The following is a 22,965-nucleotide window of genomic DNA, read 5'->3' as shown; positions in this document are numbered from 1 at the left end:
ACTTGAATAGAGAAACTATAAAATCAAATATATATGGATAATATACAAAAGGTCTTGGTCACTGGGGGGTGCGGGTTTATTGGGTCACACCTATGTAAATCTCTACTTGAAGACGGGTATCAAGTTACCTGTTTTGACAATCTAATTACTGGTAGCAAAAAAAACATAGAAGACCTGCTTTCAAATCCAAACTTTGAATTTGTTGAAGCTGACATATGTCAGCATTTAGAGAATATTGAAGAATTAGAAAATGTTAACTATATTTTCCATCTTGCCTCACCGGCCTCACCAATTGACTATCAGAATCACCCCGAAGAAACACTTTTGGTTAATTCTCAAGGAACTCTAAATATTTTGAATCTAGCGAGTAAACAAAAATCTAAAGTTTTAATTGCCTCGACGTCTGAAATATATGGAGACCCATTAGAGCATCCACAAAAAGAAACATATTGGGGGAATGTAAACACATTTGGGCCAAGATCTTGTTACGATGAAAGTAAAAGATTTGCAGAAACTGCTGTCTATGTTTATTTACATAAGTATGATCTGGATGCAAGGATAGTTAGAATATTTAATACATATGGACCAAATATGCAAAGAGACGACGGAAGGGTGGTAAGTAATTTCATAAACTGGGCATTGAAGAATGAAGAAATCAAGATTGATGGTGATGGAAGCCAGACAAGATCCTTTTGTTATGTAACCGACTTAGTTGATGGTATTAAGAAGGCAATGTTTTTCGAGGACACCAAAGGAGAAATATTTAATTTAGGCAATCCTGACGAATTTACAATCAGTGATCTGTCAAAAAAAGTTATTGAATTAACAAATTCTACTTCGGAGGTTATTCATAGTAAAGAATTTAGACCTGACGACCCAATGCAAAGATGCCCCGACATAACAAAGGCAAAAGAAATTTTAGGTTGGGAACCAAAAGTTAATTTAGAAGAAGGCCTCAAGAACACAATTGAATATTACAAAAACTAGTTTTATACCTTCTCTGTTACTTTGTACTCAATATATTTTCCAAGCATTAGTCTTGTGTGTGCGTCAAGACCTGGAAGAGCTGAAAAGAAGAAACCCGCAATAGGCATCAAAATAAATTCAAAGGGAGCAAGAATAGAGCGCCAAACTGACAACCCCTCAGGCCTTTTCGGTTTATAAATATTATCAACAAAAAACAATACAAAGAAAAAACTAAGTGAAAGGGTTAGTATTATGGAAGAGAGCTTTGGAACCATAAAACCAAGTGCTGTTCTACCAAAAGCAGGATTAATTAGTGTCGGTAACGTCAATCCGATGGTTATAATAAACCAGTTAACAGGCCACATAAAATGTGACCAAATAACATGCATAAGCCTAGTTGTTTTATCCCAAAAGGGAATATCTCTATCCACTAAATAGTTTTTGATAATCCAAGAGTCATCTGATGTTCCCCATGCCCATCTTCTGTATTGTTCATATTGATTTTTCATGGTTTTCCAATGAGACGTGGACTGTGCCGCATCAGCATGAAGTGGTAAGTAAATTGGTTCAACCTCAAGTCCTCCCTTAACTTTGTAGTAAGCCTTGAAAAAAATACCCCAATCCTCTGGAATTCTGTTTGCATCCCAATAACCAACTTCGTCCAGAAGTTTAAATGAGAGGGAATAGTTTTGGGCGTTAATGAGCCTATCTTTTCTTGGAAGTTGTGATAAATTCCAAATTGAACCAAATGTGTTTGGAACTCTTGTGATTGCTGGCAACTCCCAGATATTATTGTAAAACATTACAGCCGGTTGCCAAAATTGTCTATACCTAGTTGGAGAATCTAAAAACTTGAATGACAGACAAGCAAAATGGTTGGGATGATATTTGTGATCTGCGTCACAACTTGTCACTGTTAAGTAATTGATATCTAGTTTGTCTTTGCCCAGATGGTGTTTTTTGAACCAAATAGCCGCGTGTCGTTCATTTGATGCCTTTCCTATAACTTCACCATGTTTTAATTTGTGTACTGTCTGCACAAAATTTTTAAAATTTTTACCAAACTTTGAGTAAAGAGTATTAAATTTTAAGTCACGCTCCTTTTTTTCTTCTTTTTGTTCCATCGCGATAACAACACTTAACATCTGTGTTGGTAGTGTCTGTTTAATCAAGGAATCTATAGTCCTCTCTAGAATATGCAAAGGTTCCTTGTAAGTAGGAATGATAATTACATTGTGTACTTTTTCCCAGTCTGGAAATGATTTCAAGTCACTTACCCAGTCATACTTTATATATGCCTGAATTTTGGTGTGTGAGATAAAAGAAGTGACAGCAATCAAAAAAGACTGATAAAACCAATAGACGTTAAAAAGAAGGACAAAATATGCAACAGCATTTGGAAACACAAATATTCCCCAGTAGGGAAGAAGTATCATATTCCAAGAAAAAAATCCTGGTAGAATCTCAAAAAATCTCAAGACCTTTTTTTCATTTTTGATGATCCATTTTCTAAACATTGTTATTTGATTCTGGGGAATAACGGTTCCTGCATCTTAATTACTGGACCACCAAAAACTTTGACAATTTTATCAACAGTTTCAGGTAAAAATGGTTTTAAGTTTAATGCAATTTCTGCAATCTCTTCTAGGTAGTATTGCAGTTTCTTTTTAAGTTCTATTCCTTTTAATTTCCAAACCTCACTTTTATTAATATCTTGATCTATTTGGCTTACTTTTTCCAAAATAAATTTCATTGCAACGTCAAACCTATATTCCTCAATAGCTTTTGACACTTCAGGGTAGATATTTGTTTCTTTTGATGTAAAGCTAAAGTTTGAAGTTTCACAAAGTTTGGCAACTCTAGAGACTAGATTACCTAAACCATTTGCAAGATCGGCATTGTAGACATCTTTTAACTTCTCTTCTGAGAAATCCCCATCTGTAAACGGTGAGAATTTGGCCAAGAAATAATATCTCAGTGCGTCAGCGCCATATTTTTTAATCATTTCATTTGGGTCAATTACATTTCCTAAAGTTTTACTCATCTTTTGTCCGTTTATTGTAAAATAGCCGTGGATAAATAGCTCCCTTGGTAATTCTAGATTTGCAGACATTAAAAACGCAGGCCAATAGACAGCGTGAAACCGTGATATACCTTTTCCTATTACATGGCAATCTGCTGGCCAATATTTATTATACTTTTCTTCATCCCAGCCAAAACCGATACCTGATTGATACAAGTTCAAAGCATCAAACCAAACATAAATTTTTTGATTTGGATCGTCTGGCACAGGAACACCCCAATTTTTTGCCCTTTCATTGCTTCTTGAGATTGAAATGTCTTGAAGCGGTTCTTTAAGAAATGATAGAACTTCGTTTTTTCTCTCCATTGGAGTAATTCTTAATTCATCACTCTTAATTAGTTTAATTAGCTTGTCTTGGTATTTTGACAGCTTGAAGAAATAGTTTTTTTCTTTTACTTGTTCAAGTTTTTTACCAATATGTTCAAAACATTCCCCGTTTTCATTTAACTCCTCCTTTTCGTAGAATGTTTCGCAACCAACACAATAAAGACCTGAATATTCTTTTTCATATATATCTCCGGCCTTGTCGCATAATTGCCAAAGTTTTTGAGAAGAAGGGAAGTGTTTTTCTTTATCACTTCCTTTTTGCCATATATCAAATTTACAGTTTAGGTTTGTGACGAGTTCCTCAAAGAGTTTGTTGTTTTTATCTACAAATTCTTGTACGGGAACACCAGCATTTTCGGCTGCTTGAACGTTCTTTAACGCATTTTCATCCCCACCTGAAAGCAAAATAACATTTTCTCCTAAGAGCCTATGGTATCTAGCCAAAATGTCACCTTGTACAAATTCTAAGGCATGTCCCACGTGGGGTCTGCTATTGGTGTATGGGATTGCGCATGTAATGTAATATTTTTTGTCCATTTAACGGTATTATACTAGTTTCTAGTCCTAGTGCCCAGCCTTTTGATTTTTTCGCTCCAGACATTTGCCCATTCTTCAGCTGCCATTTTTGTAATTGCTAGTTCTATACCTTTTTTATTCATTAATTTTTCAACTGTTGCAACGGTTGCTGATGATACTTTTAAATTTGTTTTTATATTTTGATAACTTCTTTTTTTTGAAAGCCAGTAAATAATAGCTAGTCTCTTTGAGTAAGTTTCAAGCTCATTTTGATTAAAGAAGTCCGTCAGGAAGGTTTCTTTTTCGCTCTTGTTTTTGAGGTCGTCAAGGGTTTGCAGGAAAGTATTTATAACCTCTTTCTTTAAACTTTTATTTAACTCATTTTTTGAAACGCGCATATATTTCAACTACTACACCTATGCCAATTAACAACAAAAGGTTAAGTATGTTACCAACTCCATAAAAAATTAGCAACAAAAAGATGGTGAAAATGGTTGAAATTAGAATTGCTCTTTTTGTGTTTGCAAGAAGTAGGGCAAACACAAAAAAAGAAAAGGCGAAAAACAAAACAAAAAAAAGAAAGATTAAAAAAGGACTAGGGTCTGTAAAGTAGATAAGTCCTGCAATAGAAAACAGTAAAACGAAAATCAGAACAAGAGTTGGCAGGAAGTTCTTTCTTTTTAGTATTAACTTATTTCTTTGCTCTTTCTTCATTTCTAAATTAGAATTATAGTATGGAAACCCTACTTTTGATTATAATACTAATTGTACTTCTATTTCTCCTTTTTTTAGTTACAAAACCTAAATCTTCACCTGAACTGTTGGAATACTTAAAGATGACAAATCAAAGGCTTGAAAAACAATCAGACAGTTTTAATCAAAGGTTGGATAATGCAACGAGAGTTATAGCCGGAGTTCAAAGAAACATAGGGGAGTTTAGTGAGATAGGTAGGGGAATGAAGGAACTACAACAATTTCTTTCCTCACCTAAATTAAGAGGTAACATAGGGGAGCAAGTTTTAAAAGAACTCTTAAAGCAGTTTTTACCACAGGCATCATTTTTGCTTCAACACACATTCAAAAGTGGTGAAAAAGTAGATGCTGCCATCAAAACATCGTCAGGCATAATACCAGTTGATTCAAAATTTCCAATGGAAAGCTTTCGTAGAATGTCGGGCGATGGTGATGAGTCAACTAAAAAACTAGCAGAGAAAGATTTTGAGAGAGATGTTAGAAAACATATAGACGATATTTCAAAAAAATATATTCTAGTTGATGAAGGAACCCTAGACTACGCTCTAATGTATATACCTAGTGAGTCTGTATATTATGAGGTGGTTAATAACCAAAACCTTTTTGATTACGCAGGAGAAAAAAGAATACTTCCTGTGTCTCCAACCACTTTTTATGCATACATAAAAGCAATATTAATGAGCTTTGAGGGTCAAAAGATAGAGAAACAAGCAAAAGAAATATTATCTTCATTGCGCGCCATTAAAAAAGACTATGGGAAAGTAGAAGAAAATTTAGGGGTACTACAAAAACATTTAGTAAATGCAACAAACATGATGAGCAATGTGTATTCAGCATTTACTAATTTGGGAAATAAAATTGAGAATACACAGAATTTTGAAACTGTAACCAAGAACAAATTATCATAGCTTCTACCAAAAAAGTTTGACAAACGTGTTTAAAAATTGCTAAGGTGGGTAGTATGTCAAAGGGGGTGATTTATATATGATTTCTCAAGTAGTAACAGAGTTAAAGGACACTTTGGTTGCAACAATTAAAGGTGCAGATGATGTCGTAACAGCGCTTCGTGATGCAGTTAAAAACCAAATTGTTGGAACACTTAAAAATGTTTCCGAAGTGGGGTCAACAACTTTAGATAGTGCTTCTGATGTAGTAGAAGCTGCAATGGTTTCAGTTCAAAACACGGGAGTAGCAGTGGTGAGTATTGCCAAGGTCTCGGTTTCATCAGTAGTTTCTGGAGTGTCAGAAGTAGGTGGTGACGTTATATCAGCAGGGGCTAAGGCAGTGTCTGGGGCAGTTAAAGGTGCAAGTGATCTTGGTGAAGATGCAGGAGTAATTGCAGTTTCTGCCATTGAAGGTGTAGTTGAAAGCTTGACTGGTTTAGGTCAAGACGTTTCAGAAGGGACGAAAGCTGCAGTTGTCAGTGCTGTGCAAACAGCAGATGCAATTGGATCGGAAGTCGGAGGTTCGGTCAGAAAAGCACTTATGTCAGCAGTTTCATTGCCTAAAGATGTAGTGAGTTCAGTTTTGGGCAAAGAATAAAATATATTTTGTAAGATGGAATTATTTCTTCGTGTTACAATCTCATTGTATGCGTGAGAAAAAGTTAAACAAAAATCAACTTAGGGCAATAAAACATAAAAAAGGTCCTTTGTTAATCATTGCTGGCGCAGGAACAGGAAAAACAACGGTTATAACAGAAAGAATTAAGTATTTAATTCAAAAAGGATTAGCAAAACCTGAAGAAATTTTAGCCTTAACTTTTACTGAAAAGGCGGCCCTTGAGATGGAAACCAGAGTGGACGAGATTATGCCTTTGTCATATGGTGATATCTGGATAACAACGTTTCATTCTTTTTGTGATCAAATCTTAAGACAAGAAGGACTTCATATTGGCATCCCCACAAATTATAAGTTGATGACCACAGCAGAAAGTATAGATCTTTTTAAGAGAAATTTATTTAACTTTAGTCTGGACTACTTTAAACCTTTAGGTAATCCGAACAAGTTTATTGAAGAAATATTAAGACATATAGGTAGATTGCAAGACGAAGCAATTAGCCCAACAGAATACCTCAAATGGGCAAACTCAAAATTAAAAGCATTAAAAACTAAGGGAGATGAAGTGGGACGACTAGAAGGACAAAAGTGGATAGAACTGGCGACTGTTTATATGGAGTACAGCGAACTAAAACTTAAAAGTGCAAAGTTTGATTTTGGAGATCTAGTGTCAAAGACGTTAGAGCTATTTAATAGTAGACCAAACATACTACTTAAATACCAGGAAAAGTTTAAATATGTTTTGGTTGACGAATATCAAGATACTAATTATACCCAAAATGAATTGGTCAAAAAATTGGTTCAGAAGTCAAGAAATATAACTGTTGTAGGCGATGATAATCAATCTATTTATCGCTTCCGTGGCGCCTCTATATCTAACATACTGCAATTTAAGGAGGACTTTAAAAACATAGCCACAGTTACATTAAATGAAAACTACAGATCTACACAAAAGATACTTGATGGAGCATATAGACTTATCAAAAATAACGACCCATATACACTAGAGGCTAAGTTAAAGATCGACAAGAAGCTAGTATCTAAAATGAGTACAAAGGGAAAGGAAATTAGAGTCATCCACACTCAACAAGATTCTAGTGAGGCGGAGGCAGTTGCAAAAGAAATTGAAACATTAATAAGTGATAGTAAACAACAACTTCTATACAAAGATGTTGCTATTTTAGTCCGTGCCAACAACCATGCCGATATTTTTATTAGAGAGTTTGAAAGAATGGGTATTCCACATCAATTCTTAGGCCCAAGCAAACTATTTGAAAGACAGGAAATAGTTGACCTAATTTCTTACCTTAAAGTGCTATATGACCCCGAAGATACGGGAAGTTTGTTTAGGCTTTTAACCTGCAATCTATTTGACTTTAAGCCTGTCAAATTGACACTTCTTTTGAGCCAATCGAAGAGAAAGAGTACATCACTTTTTGAAGAAATATTAAAGGATAAGGATTTTAATAAAGTTACTGAACTTATAAGTAAACATTTAAGTGACATAAATACAAAATCAGCTGGAGAGATTTTATATGAGTTTATTAATGAAGTTGGCATATATGCAAAAACAATTGAGAGTGGGGACGTCGTAATAGCTAATAACATTTCACTTTTTTTCAAAAGAATTAAAGAGTATGAGAATGAAAACCCAAAAGCAAAACTATATGAAGTTGTTGACTACATAAAGCTCCTATTAGAAGTAGGAGAAAGTCCTCAGGTTTCAAACACCCAGTGGCAAGAGAATAACGCAGTGAATATTCTAACTGTTCATTCAGCAAAAGGCTTAGAGTTTCCTGTGGTTTTTATGGTGAGTCTGGTTTCAGATAGATTCCCAAGTAGAAACAGATCAGAAATATTGCCGATACCAGATGATTTGATTAAAGAAGAACTACCGTCGGGAGATTTTCATATTCAGGAGGAAAGAAGACTTTTCTATGTTGGTATGACGCGGGCCAAAGAAAGACTTTATCTAACATATAGTGATTTATATAACGACGGCAAGAGAAAAAAGAAAATATCACCATTTGTATTAGAAGCGCTTGATTATCCTCAGTTGGAGGCTATAGACAACATTTTGACTGAAAAAAAACTTGAGCCATATGCCAAAAAGAGTGTAATAGAGAAATTATCACCAAAACCATCTCATAAAGTAGAGTATCTTTCTGTTAGTCACATTGAAACGTTTCAAAATTGCCCACTTCATTATAAATTAAAATATATATATAAAATTCCCACTCCTCAAAATGCTTCTGCCTCTTTTGGTTTATCTATACATAATACCTTGAAAGATATCTATACGTCTGTTAAAAATGGATTAGATGTGTCAAAGAGTGATGTTTTAAGAATATATAAAGACAACTGGATAGAAGAAGGTTTTTTAAACAAAAAACATAAAGAAGAATTCTATAATAAAGGCAAAGGATATTTGTTGGGATATTTTAAAAATTCTTTTAATAAAAATATTGTACCTGAATTACTGGAAGAAAAATTTACACTTAAGTTGTTTAATGACTTAAAAATTAAAGGAACAATTGATAGGGTAGACGTCTTACCCAACGGGAAGTTGGAAATAATAGATTACAAAACAGGAGCAACATTGCCAACACAGAAAGAAGTAGATAATAATCTACAGTTATCAATATATGCCTTGGCAATGTCTGAAAATTACAAAAAAGATTTGAAAGACATAATACTTTCACTCTATTACTTTGATAACCAAGAGAAAATTTCATCAACCAGAACAGAAGAACAAATAGAAAAAGTTAAAAGTGAAATATTTGAAATAAAGAAAGAAATTGAAAGTAGTGACTTCAAATGCAGTAATGGCTATTTTTGCCAACAAGGTTGTGAGTATTCAATGTTTTGTGGTAAGGATTAAGAGCTAGGTAGCCTGAATTTAGTATATATCCTTATTTCCAAAACCGAAATAAGTTATATATCCGAAATCGGCTATAACATCCAGGGTAGAGGACTTCTTTTCCACCAAACTGTTTTTTAAAGTGGGTAAAGCCGAGCCATGATTTATTTGGGAAGCGCTCATCATATATACCTTCAAAATCAAAAACTTTACAACCCATCTTTTTACCCCATAGTATACCTTGATAGAGAAGAGAGTACTGGGAGAGGGAAGTGCGTCCTTCCTTATTAGTAAAACCTTGCCAATAATGTGTGATATAGTTAGATACACCGTGTAAAGAGACCGTGAAAATCGCTCCCCCTATAATACTGCCAGATTTATTGTGCGACGTAAGGAATAGAGACTTGGATTGTGGGAAACTTCGGTTTAAATTTACGAGCGTCTCGATACTTGGTACATACCGGTTAAAGTTTGCAGACTTTTTCCATGCATTATGAAAAGATTTAATTTCATCGGGGGTTGAGCATTTTTTAATCTCTAACCCCTCCCCTTTTCTGATTGAGTATTTACAATCTTTCGAAAAATTACGGAAAATCTGGTCTCTACTTTGTATTAAATCTATGTGTATAGTTTTTGAAGGTAAAAATGGATTTTTTGACAATCTAAATCTATTTTGTAGTAATAAACTATGGTAAGAAACGAAGCTGTTGGTGAAGGCTAAATCGGGCTCAATTATTGTTTGAAATACTCTATATTTTTTTTCTATGTTTGTTATTACCCCAAAATCAATCTTTTTAGGCCTTTGGATCTTCAAAACTGAGCCTAAAAATGGAATCTTTTTAATAAAATAGTTAATATTGTTTATTCTCTCTACAATCCATCCTTGTGATTCTAAGTATCTTGCATAGTTTTCTGATTGTCTTATATCTTGAAGATATTGTTTTTTAGCAATCATTTTTTAAGGCGAAGTATAAACCATCTAATTTTTTCAAGGATTCTATATAGGAAATATACTGGTCTATTAACCACCAAGTCCCAACTACCAACAAACTCAACAACTTTTGGGTTATATCCTTCCTTAAATCTAGTAAAGCCTGTACCAATTTCCCTGCCCCACAAGTCAAACGTTTTTAAACCTTTGACTTTACCAAACCTTATTGCCTCCCACATCATTAGATTATTGGCCATAATCTCTTTGTATTTATTAGTTGAAGCCCCATATGGATAGTAAAGGAAGTCCTTGTTGTTAAACAAAATCCAGGTAGAAACTATCTCGTTGTTGTATGTTGCAGTCATTAAGTTTGCAACACTTCTCTTTAAGTGCTTCCACATTAGCTTGTGATATTTTGGTGTGTGTGAGTAAAATCCTTGTCTTTTGTTTGTTTCTTCTGTCAATTTTAAATATTTTTCAAAAGCCTCGTCACTGTTGTCTATTTTGACTTCTATGCCATATCTTTGTGCCAACCTTATGTTATACCTAGTTTTACTTGTAAATGACTTCAATAGTTCATCTTCACTTAATTTTAGATCTATCCAAAAAGAAGTTGGGGTAAATAGTGTTTTACCTTGAACAAGTCCCCACTCCCGAAAACTGCTTTCTAGTTTCTTTTCCCATAACACATTTGGCTCAAGTTTTACAAAGATGGCATTATGCTTTTCTGATTCTTTTTGAATTGTGTCCAAGTCTGTCTTTGTGGGTTTTTCTCCTCGTATTAATGTTCCAATTGTGTAATTGGTGTGTGGAATTTTACTAAATATAATAAGTCCAGCTTTTGAAAATTCAACAATATTCCCCCACTCTCTCCTAAACTCTCCCCATTCTCTGGTTTGTAGTGGATGCTTGTCCATCATTTTAAATACTTATCTAGTATATCATCGAAATTAAGGTCATTATCGCTGATTTGTGAATCATTATCACTATTTCCTGCAACCGTTTCGATTCTACCATTTAACAATTCTTCAGGTATGTCTGACAAAAACCTGCTTGGTGAGTTAGAAGATGTTTCACCGTAAAAAAGTCGTTTACTGGCATAGGTCATATATAGTACTTCTTTGGCTCTGGTTATTCCAACATAACAAAGCCTTCTTTCTTCCTCCATTTGATCTTTTTCCCAAAGTGATCTTGAATGAGGAAACAATCCTTCTTCCATTCCAACCATAAAAACAATTGGAAATTCTAAACCTTTTGCTGAGTGAAGAGTCATTAGTGTAATAGCATTTTTATTACTATTTTTGTTTGAGCCAGCTTCGACTAGGGCTGTATTTTCCAAAAAGTCATATATATTTGGAAACTCAATGGCAACAGATCTAAACTCCTTTATGTTTTCCAAACGTTCTGCGTCTTCTGGGTCAACCTCCTTGAACTTAGTTAAGTACTCAGTTTTTGCAAGGATAATATCCATTATTTCAAGAGTTGTATGTGTTTCTGTATCAACATTAATACTTTGAAATTTTTCAAACCTACGCTTGCCTAATGCCAGAGCTCTTTTTTGAGAAACTATATCCTTAGGATTGGCAATTAACCTAAGGTATGAAAGTATGTCCTTAATTTCTTTTCGGTCATAGAACCTTACACCGCCGATTAATGTGTATGGAATTCCAGAATGTAACAAGGCTTCTTCTATGACACGGGATTGTGCATTTGTTCTATATAAAACTGCAATGTCTAAGTATTTGTTTTTACCGACCTTGACAGTTCTTGTAATTTCTCGAGATAGGTATTCTGCTTCATCAAAACCGCTCCTTGCGGAGTAAATCGATATCTTTTCACCCAATCCCTTTTCTGTCCAAAGTTTCAAAATTGGATGACTGGTGTTTTTTGATATTACAGAATTTGCAGCTTCCAAGATGTTTTGTGTACTGCGGTAGTTTTGCTCCAAATTAACAACTTTTATCTGGGGATAGTCTTTAATTAATAGATTTATGTTTCTATAATCTGCGCCACGCCAACTGTAAATCGATTGACTACTATCACCCACAGCAGTAACAATTCCCCTATTGCCGTCCAACAGTCTAATTAGCCTATACTGTATTTTATTGGTGTCTTGCCATTCATCAACAAATATTTGTTTAATTCTATTTCTCCACTTATTGATAACTTCAGGAACTTCAAAAAGCAAAACTGTTTTTATTAACAAATCATCAAAATCTAATGCATTTATTTCTTTTAACTTTTTTTCATATTCAAAGTAAACATCTGCAACTGTTCTACCAAAATCACCAACAGCAATTTCTGCATAACTGCTTGGAGTAAGCATCTGGTTTTTTATTTCACTTATAGAGTAAAGAATAGAAGCAGGTTTAACAGAATCCTTGATATTTAATTTATTAACAATATCTTTAATCAAGTCCTTTTGGTCATTGTCATCATATATTAAAAAGTTTTGATCAATCCCAATGGCTTTACCATCAGCTCGGAGAACCCTAACACTAAAACCATGAAAAGTACCAGCAAACCCCAAATTAATATCACCCATCCTTTCATTCATCTCTTTGGCGGCCTTGTTGGTAAAAGTTAAAAGGAGACAGTTTTCTGGATTAACAAGTTTTTTGTTAATTAAATGTATTACCCTATGTGTTAAAACTTTGGTCTTTCCTGAACCTGCGCCAGCAAGTACCAATAGTGGACCGTTTACATATTCCACCGCCTCAATCTGCTGTTTATTTAAATTATCCATAACTTGTATATCTTACTTTAAGCAAATACAATATTAACATGCGGGTCTTTAAATTTGTTCTCCTATTTCTGTTGATTATGGTAGTTTCAACTACCCTTGCTGGATACTTTACCTTTAAAAGTCTACCAAAAGTAACAGACAATCAAACAATTTTGATTCTAGGTAAAGGAGGTGAGGGACATATTGCACCCAACTTGACAGATACAATAATGGTGGTCCACTTTGATAGTGATAATAAATCAGTTGGTGTCTTGTCTTTACCTCGAGACATATGGATAACTGCAATTAGAGCAAAACTAAATACTGCTTATCACTATGGTGGTTTTGAAATGGCGGGAGAAAGTGTCAAGTCGGTTACGGGTTTTACTCCTGACAATTTTCTAGTCGTAGACTTTACCCTCTTTACGGATTTAATAGACGTAGTGGGTGGAATTGAGGTTGATGTTGATAAATCTTTTGTTGATGAAAAGTACCCGATTGCTGGCAAAGAAAATGATTTGTGTGACGGAGATCGTACCTACGCATGCAGATACGAAACAGTGCAGTTTACTGAGGGAAAACAAATTATGGATGGTGAAACTGCCCTAAAGTTTGTAAGAAGTAGAAATGCAGTTTTGGATGAGGGATCTGAGCTTGCCAGAGAAAAAAGACAACAAAATGTAATATCAGCCATAAAAGAAAAAATGTTATCTTGGAAAGTATTTTTAGATTTTAAAGTTGTTCGGGGTGTCTATAATACAGTTCTCTCTCATCTTGAAACCGACATTAGTTTTGATAGGTCAATAGCTTTGATAAAATTTGTCTACGATGCAAGGGATAGCGTCAAATTCTTATCCATACCTGAAGAGATGTTTACTGTTTCTCAGGATGACAGAAGATATGATAGACAATATGTATTTCTGCCCTCATCTGGTTCTTGGATAGAGTTTCAAAATTGGCTTAAACAAGAGCTTCTGGTTACCACCCAACCCACCCAAACTTATTAATCCAAACAACTCCCCAAAAATTGACTAGTATACCCACGAACAATAGTATCCAGTGGATTTTCTTGGGACCATCATAATTTGCAACACCCTTAATAGTTAGAAAGGTTAGAAAGGGATAAAAATCTACTGCAAATCTATATCCAAATTGGGCAAACCCCGTTCCTCCGTGGATTCCCACTACTATAAATATTAAAAGAATCGCTAGGCTAAATAGCTTGGTGGTTAAATCTTTCCATTTTGCACCAAAGGCAAAAATAAAGGCTGGAGTAGTAAGCCATATTGCCATACCTGCCCACGAAGGACGAATGTATGGGAATTCACTTATAACTTTTGGCATTGCCAAAAACGCTATTTTTAAGTCCTCCAAAATATAACTTGGATGCATAATGCCTTTTGCAAACCATGGTTCATTTTCAGTTCCTGGAATTAAAAAGTATCCTTGGTTGAAAAACGAACCATATCTACTAAAGTTGTAAAACATGTCAAAGAAAAAAAATAATGAAAAAGTCAAACCAAAGTAAAAAATTGAATTTAACCTCTTATTTTTTTGCCAAAGTATATAAGCAAATATTGGAAAGGTTAGTATCAAATGAACTCTTGATAAATAGGCACATCCCAACAAGATTCCCATAACAATAGGTCTTTTTTTAACTAAGGCCTCATTTATTAATAAGGTTAGAAATAGGGCCATTGTTATTTGGCCTAAGTACCAGACAGATCCAACGCTTGAAAGAAACCAGACAATACTTCCCAAACCGATTAATATTGCTGACCAAATTGCAAGTCTTAAATCTTTTTTAATTATCATCGACATATAAAACGTGGAAACAGTAAGTAAAACCCCAATTATGTGTGCAAAAATATGCTGTGGGAAATTTAAACTCCATATTTTGACAAACGGGATTAGTAAAATTGCAGGCATTGGTGGATTAACTATAAAAAACCTATACTCATCAAGTGGTGCTTTTTCAATCCAAGGGTATATGCCCTCAACAAAAAAGTTACCCTTTAAAAAAGCATCAGCCAATAACACAAAGTGGTTAAATGGTGTGTTCCCTCCTGAGGTGAAAAGATAAATTATAAATAATCCAATTGCTAATAATAATATTATCAACTTAATTCTATGACGCATAATTACCAACCTAATTGAATTGCCCATAATACTCCCCAAAAATTAACGATAACAGAAATAATAATTAGGGCAAGGTTAAAAATATTTAATTTAAAACGAAGACTTAAGACAATCATAAGAAAAACAATAAAATCTAAAACAAACCTGTAGCCAAATTGCACCCACCCTTGAGAGTAATGTAACAAACCTGGCAATGAACATAATATTGCAGAAAGATATGAACTTCTTTCAATCTTATTTTTAAACTTGGGCCACAAGACAAGTAATAACAAAGGTGAAGTAAAAATGATACCCATTCCAAATGGCGAGGGTTTAAGATCGGTTATGTTTCCATCTAATATTTTTACGTCAGGGGGCATAACTAGAAAGGTATATAAATGAAGTGGAACATTTTTAATATTGAAGTAACCAAAGTTGTTTCCAGTAGAATATTTTAAGCTAGAGTCCTTGTATTGCTGATATACTTGCTTGTACCCGTTCTCAAAAACATTTCCAAACCTCATCCAGTTGTATCCCAAATAGATGGGTACAAAAACAAAAGCACCAAGTAAGAATATGGCAAGTTTCTTTTTTTGTTTAAGCAGTTCCAGAAGGAAAAATAGTCCAGCTAAGATAATTGGTATTCTTGTCAAAGCAGCAAGTGCAAAAAAAACTCCGGAAATAAAATGCAACTTTTTAAAATGGAATATTAATGATATTAAAATAAAGAATATGGCAACAGTATGGGCAAAAAACCAAGTTGTTCCAACGATAGATGACCAAAAAGCTACTGTGCCAAATGCAAAGAATAATGAAAGAAGTACTGAGTTTATCCTTGATGTAAAATGCATTAACAGAAAATAAATTAGGGATACATTTAATGCCCCTATTAAAATAGAGACTACTTGTTGTGTTATATCGTTTTTTAGTAATACAAAAGGAACGAGTAAAAACGATGCACCTGGGGGGAAAGGTATGTAATTTCTACCTTCAAATTCTATCTTGTCGTGATAAAATGATGGCAGGTCAGGTATGTCCACCTTACCCACGATAATTGACTTTGTTAGGTATAAATAGTGGTCATACCAGTTTCTTGGTTCAGAATAGATATTTTTATAAATTAGAAAAGTTCCAATAAAAAGTAAAACAGGGACTAATATATGCAAAAACTTAAAAACTACTTTCATTCTTTAGATTTTAACATCTTAATGGTCTTTTTTTCTGCTTTAGTTTTTAGAATTTTTTTAGCCAACTTCGGAACACTAGAATTAGACTATGGAACTTTTGTTGCCTGGGGCAACTCTTTGTCAGACTCAGGTTTTAAAAACTTTTATAACAGTTGGTCCGATTATTTCCCTGGCTACCTTTATGTTTTGTTTTTACTAGCCAAGATAAATTTATTTTTACCAGAACTCCAAATTGTTATTTTTAAGTTTCCAGCCATTATTTCTGACGTTTTAACAGGTTATCTAATCTACAGAATAGTAAATGAAATTAAGGGGAAAAAAATAGCTCTTATGGCATCAGCTCTATATCTTTTTAATCCAGCTGTTTTTGCAAACTCGTCACTTTGGGGTCAAGTTGATAGTTTAACTGCGCTATTCTCTCTTTTTGCTATATATATGTTTTCAAAAAATCTGTTTGTCTCTGCAGTTGCTTTAGCACTGGGTACCTTAGTCAAACCACAAGCAGCCTTTGTTTTACCCGCCATTTTGTACCTGTTCATTACTCAGAGAAAGAAACTAGTTGAATATCTTAACTATTCTGTCGTGGGGTTGTCTGTTTTTGTCTTAGGGTTTATACCATTTAACAACAAGTCCAACCTAATTGATTTTATCTTGGAAAGATTCTCTATTTCATCTGGCCAGTATCCATATGGTTCAGTAAATGCATTTTCTTTTTGGGGTCTTTTTGGGTTTTGGAGGCCGGATAATATAACAGTATGGATAGGTTTGGGAGTGTCAATTATTTTGGTTACGTTAGTTACCTTGGTTGTTTATAAAAAGAGAACTGCAAATGGAGAATACCTGATTGCGAGTCTTTCTCTACTTATTACTTTTTTGTTTCTAACAAGAATTCACGAAAGACATTTATTGCCAGTTTTTGCTCCCCTAGTTGTAGCCTCTGTAAATGCACCAATATTACTTGTTGTTTATGGTGGGTTGTCTGTAACTTATCTTGCCAATTTATACTATGCTTTTCAGTGGATATCAAAAAACTTTAAAGAAGTATTTAATCCCTTTCTAATTAAGTTTTTCATTGTCACCAACATTTCACTATTGTTATTGTCTATCACCGCAATCTTTAAAAAATTTAAATATAGCTTGAATGTTAATTTTAAAAGAAATAGTTTTACCAAAGTGTTTGAAACATCAGACATATCAGTTAAAAAAACCAAAATTTTACTTGTCATAATTTTAGTTTTCAGTTTTGCCTCGAGAATATATTCGCTGGGGAGCATTAAAGAAATGTACTTTGATGAGATTTATCATTCATTTACGGCAAAATTAGTACTACATAATGACCCAAAAGCCTGGGAGTGGTGGAATCCACACCCCGAGGGATTTGCATATGAATGGACACATCCACCTCTTTCAAAATTAGGTATGACTTTAGGAATGAAGTTATTTGGTGAAAATTCTTTTGGTTGGAGAATTCCTCAGGCAGTATTGGGGACTTTATCAATCTATTTAATATATTTATTGTCTGTCTTAATTTTCAAAGACAGGCTGGTTGGTATTTTATCTGCTGGCGTGTTTAGTTTAGAAGGCTTGCCTTTAGTCCTAAGCAGGATGGGAATGAATGATGTCTATGTATTGTTCTTCTCGTTGTTGTCCGTATATCTTTTTGCAAAAAATAGGAATTTTATGTCAGCAGTAGTTTTTGGTTTGGCAATTGCTTCTAAGTGGTCAGCTATTTATACATTACCAATTATATTTATTTCTCATTTTGTGTTTAGAAAGAAAATTTCTTATTCATATCTTTCTTTCTTGGTTATTCCACTGGCAATTTATGTAGCAAGTTATGGCTTGATGTTTAAAACTGGACACACTTGGGGACAATTTATTGAGGTCCAAAAGCAAATGTGGTGGTACCATACAAATCTTGAAGCCCAGCACCCTTATACGTCACCTGCTTGGTCTTGGCCCTTACTTGTAAGACCTTTATATTTATATGACGGAAAGGTGATTGATGACCAGGTTGCAAAGATTTATGCCTTGGGTAACCCAATCGTTTTTTGGTTTGGTCTATTTTCTATAATTTTATCAATTGCAATTTCATATATAGAAAAGAACAAGAAGTTGGGTTTTGTGGTGTTTAGTTATTTGATTTTTTTTATTCCTTGGCTGGCCAGTCCTAGGATTATGTTTTTATATCACTACCTCCCATCGATTCCATTTTTAGCTATCGCTAGTGGATTTGTTCTTCGTCGTTATCCCAAAATAATCCCTTACTTCTTTGGGGTTAGTTTTATATTATTTATTTATTTTTACCCTCACTGGACGGGATTAAGAATTCCAGTTTGGCTAGACGAAAGTTATTATTGGTTTAACTCTTGGAGATAATTGTAAGGAAACAAATTTAAGAACTAGAATCTTACAAATCCAAGAAGTTATAAAGCTAGAAGCAAACTTCCAATTAAGATTAATATTCCAACAGCTGTACCAAGTATTGTTGGCCATGTTGTACCAACTTCTGGAAGTGTTGGTTCTGAGGATGTAGTAGCAGTAGTACTTGGTGAGGCTGTAACTGTAGAACAAACACAGTTGGTTGATGATAGACATTGAGTGTTTCTACAATTTCCAGCTGTTGCTCCACTTGGGATGTAACACATCAAGCCACTTGGACACTGAGTGTTTGATGTACAACTACTATTACATAGTGGAACAGGTGAAGCTGTAGCAGTAGCGGTTGCTGTGGAAGTTGCTGTTGCAGTAGCCGTAGGAGTTGCTGATCCTGTTGCAGTTGGTGTTGCTGACCCAGTGGCTGTAGGTGTAGCCGTTGACGTTTGGATAGTAAAACTTAAATTACAACTTGATGCTTGCTCAGTTGGCTGAACTTGAGCAGCAGGTCTACTTGATGGTACGTTTGGTGCAACAGCTGTGTCTCTTGTTTCATATAGTCTAAGTGCTGTAAATATGGCAACACCAGCTAAGATTAATGTTGTTAAGACTATCCCTATCATTGTAAATTTATTTTTCATATATTTATCACTATTATTTCCAACCCAATGACGTATGGTTTATTTGAGCTGTCACATTAAAGGTTGTAACTCCAGCAGGAATTGTGTAACTTTGGCAATAGTCAGGGCTTGTTGGTCTAATTGTTGTTGTTTCTGCTTGTTGAACAGTGTTAATTGTAAATCTAGCTTTATTAAATGATCCAGAACTTGCAGATCCTGTTACACAGAAGTTAACATCGTCACCAGTTTTTAATTGAGACAATTGCGCAGATGTTAATGGTGCCCATTTTTCATCATATGCTTTTACATCTTGGCATTTGGCAGTTATTGAAGGTGTTGTTGCTGGTGGTTCGCTATCGTCGTCACAGCCACAAGAACTAACATATGTTCCGTCATAATTACCACCATCAATCTGTATGGTTCCACAGAAACAATTTGGAGGTTGTGAGTATGGAGATGATCCAGGAACCGAATTGGATTGCAAACATGGTCCTCCAGTATATCCATTTACTCCGACTCTACAGTACCATCCTCCAGTATACGTGCCAGGCATACCTTCACCTATCCTAATTGTGTAACCTAAACTGGCAGCAACATTACCACAAGTTTGGCCTGATGTATTACAAAACCCAGGTATTAGATTGTTCGATGGATATTCACTAACTTCATCACACCAATACCCACCATTTGACTGACAAGTGGATTCAGTGTTGCCCCCACTAGGTGGTGCGGTTACCCATGGTGTTTGTGGGTCGGTGTGCGCATCTGGTCTGGTACAATTTCCGTAGACACGACAATTACACACTTGGGTTCCACTTTCTCTTCTACACTCTTCATATTCAGACTCTAAAGACGCTTTTTCCCTAATATCTTGATTTTGTTGGACTAGATATGTTCCTGCCCCAACCCCCCCAATTAAGAGGAATAAACCAAGAATTGTTGCAATTACTTTCCCCCCACCAAATTTTTTAGAGGGTCCTTTTGCATTTGGTCCTGAGGTTACTACTGATGGCATTACAATATCATCACTAGGTGCTGCTGAACCTGTGTCAGTAGTAGGAGATGCAGTTGGTGTTGGTGTGTTGTTTATCGGTGGTTGTCCAATTGTATCAACCATTGGTGGGGAAGTATCCTCAATCATTACTGGTGGCATATCATCAGCTACTGGTACAGTATTATTCTGTGGATTTTGAGTTTGATTATTATCCTTGGGCATATTGTTTGTTCCAAATAAAAATAGATGACAAAAGTATTCCTATACCCATTATGAATAAGCCAATGGTAGCTGTCAAGCTTCCAGTTTCTGGTGTTGGTGGAAGTGTTGCTGTGGGTGTTGCTGAAATTGGCGTTGATGATGAGCTGGCAGTAGGTGATGCAACAGTTGTAGCAATAGCTGTAGATGTTGGACTAGGACTTAAGGATGCCGATGGTGTTGCTTCAAAAGCAGGCCCTTCTGCTGCACTAACTACAAAAGTTCTTGTGATAGTTCTTAAAATTCCAGAAGCGTCTCTCCATTTAACAGTGAGTTTATGTTCTCCAGGTGCTAGGTCATTTGGAGGACTCCACTTCCAACTTCCATTTGAAGAAACGGTAATTGTTTGTGATTGCATTTCTGATTCAACGATTACTTCAATTTCTGTGTTTTTTGGTCCAGAACCAAAGAATTCTGGATTAACTGTTGTTATAATTTCCCCTTCTTCAATTGATTCAACTAGGACATTATCAACAGTTTTTGTAGTTTCTGACTTTGTAACTTCAAATCTTGATGAAACTTCTACAGACTCAGGAACGGTCAGATTACTTTCTGGTAAGTTTCCTGACATATCCTCTTGCAAAGTTCTAAAATCATATGTTCTTCCTAGTACAATGGTTGGGACAGATTTAATATATTTGGGGTAAATTACAGCTTGGGCTAGCGAGTTTTGACCACCCTGAACAGATATTTCAATGGGGGTGGTATCTGGTAGGTTTGATATGTAGGTTGATATTGGTATTACATATGATCCTCCTTGTGATGAAATAGCAGAAAGCACGATTCCATTAATTGTTAAATAAACAATTGAAACCGCGGGTGTTGATGCATCTGGTTTTAAAATATTTCCTGAAGCAATTAAATTTTGGTCTGAGGTTGTTACAATATTTTCTGTTGTTTCTTGCCAAGGAATACCATTATTGTCATAGTCATTGCTGTTAGAATTTATTTTTAAATAAATTTTTGTGTTTGGGTTTATACCCATTATTGTGGCAGAGTGGACAAAGTTTTTTCCAATTCCTTCGCCAAGTGCCACTTTACTAAGAGTTAGCTCACTGGTTCCCCATTTGACAAACCCAGTGCTTTCAATATCTGTAGTCCAAGTTACAGTGAAGCTTGAGTTAGTTATGTTTGTAAACCTAACATTTTTAGGAATGGCATCTATGTTTGCGCCTAACTTAAAAACTTGCCTTGAGTTTATTAGAAAAACTCCAGCAATAATTCCAAAAATCAAAACCACAATGCCAATTATGGTGGGTAATTTATACTTTTTAATCATTCTTTTTAAGGGTATATTTTAGATTCCAAAACTTCAATAGTACTTTCGTTAAGGGTTGGTGAAAGTGGGAGTAGTACCTCTCTTGGAACATTCACATTGGTGTCATCTGTGATGTATGTTCTATAAACAGTAAACACAATCCAGAACACAACTGTAATTAGTGTCAGTATTAATAATATAACTAGACTTGGTAATTTACTTTTTTGCATTTTTATATTTTAGATTGATTGATAAATGGCAATCTACCTGTAAGTGTCAATACAATAACCCTAGTACTATCAGATGAGTTAGTTGCATTGATGACAAAGGTATCTATTTTTATAGGACGTCTTAAGTTTTCTATAGATTTCAAAAAGTTTAAAAGGTCTTGATAGCTACCTGTCACCGAAATTGTTAAATTAAGCTCATTCACTTCACCAGGTAAAGCTTTTAAATCTCCTGCCTTTGCCTTTTTGCTTGATGCACCCGAGAGAAACAAGTCTGTTGAAGCAATATTTAATATTCCTACCTGATGGGTAGCTGCCAATTTCTCCACCTGATCAATTACTGTTTCAAGGTTTGCAGATTTTGGCACGGCTTGATCAATTAAATTTAATCTTGAGGACTGGTTTTGTAAAACTAAAGATGCTGTTTTTAGGTTTCCAATCTTCTGGTTTAGAGAGACAATTACACTTTCTTTGTTTCCTATTTCGTTATTAAGTTCAATTATGGTCAAAACCGTAGGTTTAATGGCAAAGATAGAAAACACTATAATTGTTGTTAAAGACAGAATAATTTCCAAATATACTATCAATGTTGGTTTGGATTTATAAATATTTAGTATATTTAAAAAGAATCCCTTATATCTTGAGTAGTCTCTCCTCCATCCTTGTGCCATATTAGTTTAACCCTCCTGTTTTTTGTTTGTACTTTGCACTAATAGTGAACGTGGTGACAAAGCTGTTTTCGATACTCGAGGCCACTTGAGATAATTCAACCTTATCAAATATTTCAAGACCCTCAAGATTTACTAAAAACTGGGCAACAGCTTGTTCTGAAAAAGAAACCGCTTTAATTTGGAGGTCCTCACCAGTTAGTTGTATAGATGAAACAATTAAGTCGTTTGGAAGTACGTTTGTAATTTTTTGAATTAATTCACTGTTTTTTCCATCCAAATATAGAGTATTTGCAACCTGAAGCTGGTTTTGATAAAGCCTAAATTCTTGCTCCACATCTTGGTATGCGTTGACTTGAGCCATGCTCACATTTAGTTCTTCATTCAGGTCTGAGTTTCTGGCGTCTAGCCAAAATCTAGATAAAAATGCAGACATCACTATTAGTTCAGTGACGATAACCATAAATCGGAACGAGGACAGCGCCCATTTTAGTATCCTACCAAAAGTAGTACTCTGAAAATCATCATTAGGAAGTAA

The 22,965-nt window shown here is 34.8% G+C and carries 21 protein-coding genes; 6 read left to right on the top strand and 15 right to left on the bottom strand.

What is annotated here, in order from left to right; genetic code table 11:
- The first annotated feature begins 33 nt into the window (after positions 1-33).
- The gene (locus QY322_02925; protein WKZ25321.1) at positions 34-987 is read left to right on the top strand and encodes an SDR family oxidoreductase; all 954 of its coding nucleotides are present in this window, start codon (positions 34-36) and stop codon (positions 985-987) included.
- Between the two features lie 2 nt (positions 988-989).
- On the opposite strand, the gene QY322_02920 is transcribed toward QY322_02925, so the two are convergent.
- Genes QY322_02920 through QY322_02905 form a run of 4 tightly spaced genes read right to left on the bottom strand, consistent with a single transcriptional unit; the run spans position 990 to position 4,606 of the window.
- The gene (locus tag QY322_02920; GenBank protein ID WKZ25320.1) at positions 990-2,483 is read right to left on the bottom strand and encodes a glycosyltransferase family 2 protein; all 1,494 of its coding nucleotides are present in this window, start codon (positions 2,481-2,483) and stop codon (positions 990-992) included.
- Between the two features lie 2 nt (positions 2,484-2,485).
- A complete protein-coding gene (metG, locus tag QY322_02915) occupies positions 2,486-3,913 on the bottom strand; it encodes a methionine--tRNA ligase (protein ID WKZ25319.1) in 1,428 nt (475 codons plus the stop codon).
- A gap of 14 nt (positions 3,914-3,927) precedes the next feature.
- Positions 3,928-4,290, bottom strand: coding sequence for a Trp family transcriptional regulator (locus QY322_02910; GenBank protein WKZ25318.1), 363 nt, complete (start codon positions 4,288-4,290; stop codon positions 3,928-3,930).
- Positions 4,271-4,606 (bottom strand): hypothetical protein, encoded by a 336-nt coding sequence (locus QY322_02905; GenBank protein ID WKZ25317.1) that lies wholly within the window; start codon positions 4,604-4,606, stop codon positions 4,271-4,273. Before QY322_02905 ends, QY322_02910 begins: the two co-directional genes overlap by 20 nt.
- Before the next feature lie 20 nt (positions 4,607-4,626).
- Here QY322_02905 and QY322_02900 point away from each other — a divergent pair, with 20 nt between their 5' ends.
- The 3 genes from QY322_02900 to QY322_02890 all read left to right on the top strand — a co-directional run bounded on the left by QY322_02900 (position 4,627) and on the right by QY322_02890 (position 9,086).
- A complete protein-coding gene (locus QY322_02900) occupies positions 4,627-5,553 on the top strand; it encodes a DNA recombination protein RmuC (protein ID WKZ25316.1) in 927 nt (308 codons plus the stop codon).
- Positions 5,554-5,629: 76 nt separating this feature from the next.
- Positions 5,630-6,187, top strand: coding sequence for a hypothetical protein (locus tag QY322_02895; GenBank protein WKZ25315.1), 558 nt, complete (start codon positions 5,630-5,632; stop codon positions 6,185-6,187).
- A gap of 49 nt (positions 6,188-6,236) precedes the next feature.
- On the top strand, positions 6,237-9,086 hold the full coding sequence (locus tag QY322_02890) for an exodeoxyribonuclease V subunit gamma (GenBank protein ID WKZ25314.1): 2,850 nt from the start codon (positions 6,237-6,239) through the stop codon (positions 9,084-9,086).
- Between the two features lie 31 nt (positions 9,087-9,117).
- Here the strand turns inward: QY322_02890 and QY322_02885 are convergent, their stop codons facing one another.
- The 3 genes from QY322_02885 to QY322_02875 are packed head-to-tail and all read right to left on the bottom strand — an operon-like array spanning position 9,118 to position 12,742.
- Positions 9,118-10,020, bottom strand: coding sequence for a hypothetical protein (locus QY322_02885; protein WKZ25313.1), 903 nt, complete (start codon positions 10,018-10,020; stop codon positions 9,118-9,120).
- Positions 10,017-10,916 carry a peptidoglycan bridge formation glycyltransferase FemA/FemB family protein gene (locus QY322_02880; protein ID WKZ25312.1) on the bottom strand — a complete coding sequence of 300 codons (900 nt, stop codon included), beginning with the start codon at positions 10,914-10,916 and terminating at the stop codon, positions 10,017-10,019. The genes QY322_02885 and QY322_02880 overlap by 4 nt, the downstream gene beginning before the upstream one ends.
- Positions 10,913-12,742, bottom strand: coding sequence for a 3'-5' exonuclease (locus tag QY322_02875; GenBank protein WKZ25311.1), 1,830 nt, complete (start codon positions 12,740-12,742; stop codon positions 10,913-10,915). The genes QY322_02880 and QY322_02875 overlap by 4 nt, the downstream gene beginning before the upstream one ends.
- A gap of 77 nt (positions 12,743-12,819) precedes the next feature.
- Between QY322_02875 and QY322_02870 the strand changes: the two genes are divergently transcribed.
- A complete protein-coding gene (locus tag QY322_02870) occupies positions 12,820-13,728 on the top strand; it encodes an LCP family protein (protein WKZ25310.1) in 909 nt (302 codons plus the stop codon).
- Here QY322_02870 and QY322_02865 read toward each other — a convergent pair.
- Together QY322_02865 and QY322_02860 are read right to left on the bottom strand one after the other, a co-directional pair.
- Positions 13,700-14,887, bottom strand: a complete 1,188-nt coding sequence (locus QY322_02865) for a hypothetical protein (protein ID WKZ25309.1) — start codon at positions 14,885-14,887, stop codon at positions 13,700-13,702. The genes QY322_02870 and QY322_02865 overlap by 29 nt on opposite strands.
- Entirely contained in the window at positions 14,863-16,026 is a 1,164-nt protein-coding gene (locus QY322_02860; GenBank protein ID WKZ25308.1) for a hypothetical protein, read from the bottom strand. The genes QY322_02865 and QY322_02860 overlap by 25 nt, the downstream gene beginning before the upstream one ends.
- On the opposite strand from QY322_02860, the gene QY322_02855 reads away from it, so the two are divergent.
- A complete protein-coding gene (locus QY322_02855) occupies positions 16,000-18,405 on the top strand; it encodes a glycosyltransferase family 39 protein (protein WKZ25307.1) in 2,406 nt (801 codons plus the stop codon). The genes QY322_02860 and QY322_02855 overlap by 27 nt on opposite strands.
- A gap of 47 nt (positions 18,406-18,452) precedes the next feature.
- On the opposite strand, the gene QY322_02850 is transcribed toward QY322_02855, so the two are convergent.
- The 6 genes from QY322_02850 to QY322_02825 are packed head-to-tail and all read right to left on the bottom strand — an operon-like array spanning position 18,453 to position 22,890.
- The gene (locus tag QY322_02850) at positions 18,453-19,043 is read right to left on the bottom strand and encodes a hypothetical protein (GenBank protein ID WKZ25306.1); all 591 of its coding nucleotides are present in this window, start codon (positions 19,041-19,043) and stop codon (positions 18,453-18,455) included.
- A 13-nt stretch (positions 19,044-19,056) separates the two neighbouring features.
- Entirely contained in the window at positions 19,057-20,238 is a 1,182-nt protein-coding gene (locus tag QY322_02845) for a hypothetical protein (protein WKZ25305.1), read from the bottom strand.
- The gene (locus tag QY322_02840) at positions 20,225-21,553 is read right to left on the bottom strand and encodes an Ig-like domain-containing protein (GenBank protein WKZ25304.1); all 1,329 of its coding nucleotides are present in this window, start codon (positions 21,551-21,553) and stop codon (positions 20,225-20,227) included. Before QY322_02840 ends, QY322_02845 begins: the two co-directional genes overlap by 14 nt.
- A 5-nt stretch (positions 21,554-21,558) precedes the next feature.
- Positions 21,559-21,762, bottom strand: a complete 204-nt coding sequence (locus QY322_02835; GenBank protein WKZ25303.1) for a hypothetical protein — start codon at positions 21,760-21,762, stop codon at positions 21,559-21,561.
- Between the two features lie 2 nt (positions 21,763-21,764).
- On the bottom strand, positions 21,765-22,430 hold the full coding sequence (gene pilO / locus QY322_02830) for a type 4a pilus biogenesis protein PilO (protein ID WKZ25302.1): 666 nt from the start codon (positions 22,428-22,430) through the stop codon (positions 21,765-21,767).
- Between the two features lies 1 nt (position 22,431).
- Positions 22,432-22,890, bottom strand: coding sequence for a PilN domain-containing protein (locus QY322_02825; protein WKZ25301.1), 459 nt, complete (start codon positions 22,888-22,890; stop codon positions 22,432-22,434).
- Positions 22,891-22,965: the final 75 nt, after the last annotated feature.

Source organism: bacterium (assembly GCA_030583725.1).
In the GTDB taxonomy this organism is placed as follows: domain Bacteria; phylum Patescibacteriota; class Microgenomatia; order UBA8517; family UBA8517; genus JAUYMM01.
The sequence above is the reverse complement of the archived record's forward strand: the minus strand, read 5'-3'. Positions and strand labels throughout refer to the sequence as shown.

Coding starts and splice junctions, on each gene's coding strand:
- QY322_02925 (WKZ25321.1), top strand. CDS start 34: ATGGATAATATACAAAAGGTCTTGGTCACTGGGGGGTGCGGGTTTATT.
- QY322_02920 (WKZ25320.1), bottom strand. CDS start 2,483: ATGTTTAGAAAATGGATCATCAAAAATGAAAAAAAGGTCTTGAGATTT.
- metG (WKZ25319.1), bottom strand. CDS start 3,913: ATGGACAAAAAATATTACATTACATGCGCAATCCCATACACCAATAGC.
- QY322_02910 (WKZ25318.1), bottom strand. CDS start 4,290: ATGCGCGTTTCAAAAAATGAGTTAAATAAAAGTTTAAAGAAAGAGGTT.
- QY322_02905 (WKZ25317.1), bottom strand. CDS start 4,606: ATGAAGAAAGAGCAAAGAAATAAGTTAATACTAAAAAGAAAGAACTTC.
- QY322_02900 (WKZ25316.1), top strand. CDS start 4,627: ATGGAAACCCTACTTTTGATTATAATACTAATTGTACTTCTATTTCTC.
- QY322_02895 (WKZ25315.1), top strand. CDS start 5,630: ATGATTTCTCAAGTAGTAACAGAGTTAAAGGACACTTTGGTTGCAACA.
- QY322_02890 (WKZ25314.1), top strand. CDS start 6,237: ATGCGTGAGAAAAAGTTAAACAAAAATCAACTTAGGGCAATAAAACAT.
- QY322_02885 (WKZ25313.1), bottom strand. CDS start 10,020: ATGATTGCTAAAAAACAATATCTTCAAGATATAAGACAATCAGAAAAC.
- QY322_02880 (WKZ25312.1), bottom strand. CDS start 10,916: ATGATGGACAAGCATCCACTACAAACCAGAGAATGGGGAGAGTTTAGG.
- QY322_02875 (WKZ25311.1), bottom strand. CDS start 12,742: ATGGATAATTTAAATAAACAGCAGATTGAGGCGGTGGAATATGTAAAC.
- QY322_02870 (WKZ25310.1), top strand. CDS start 12,820: ATGGTAGTTTCAACTACCCTTGCTGGATACTTTACCTTTAAAAGTCTA.
- QY322_02865 (WKZ25309.1), bottom strand. CDS start 14,887: ATGGGCAATTCAATTAGGTTGGTAATTATGCGTCATAGAATTAAGTTG.
- QY322_02855 (WKZ25307.1), top strand. CDS start 16,000: ATGCAAAAACTTAAAAACTACTTTCATTCTTTAGATTTTAACATCTTA.
- QY322_02860 (WKZ25308.1), bottom strand. CDS start 16,026: ATGAAAGTAGTTTTTAAGTTTTTGCATATATTAGTCCCTGTTTTACTT.
- QY322_02850 (WKZ25306.1), bottom strand. CDS start 19,043: ATGAAAAATAAATTTACAATGATAGGGATAGTCTTAACAACATTAATC.
- QY322_02845 (WKZ25305.1), bottom strand. CDS start 20,238: ATGCCCAAGGATAATAATCAAACTCAAAATCCACAGAATAATACTGTA.
- QY322_02840 (WKZ25304.1), bottom strand. CDS start 21,553: ATGATTAAAAAGTATAAATTACCCACCATAATTGGCATTGTGGTTTTG.
- QY322_02835 (WKZ25303.1), bottom strand. CDS start 21,762: ATGCAAAAAAGTAAATTACCAAGTCTAGTTATATTATTAATACTGACA.
- pilO (WKZ25302.1), bottom strand. CDS start 22,430: ATGGCACAAGGATGGAGGAGAGACTACTCAAGATATAAGGGATTCTTT.
- QY322_02825 (WKZ25301.1), bottom strand. CDS start 22,890: ATGGTTATCGTCACTGAACTAATAGTGATGTCTGCATTTTTATCTAGA.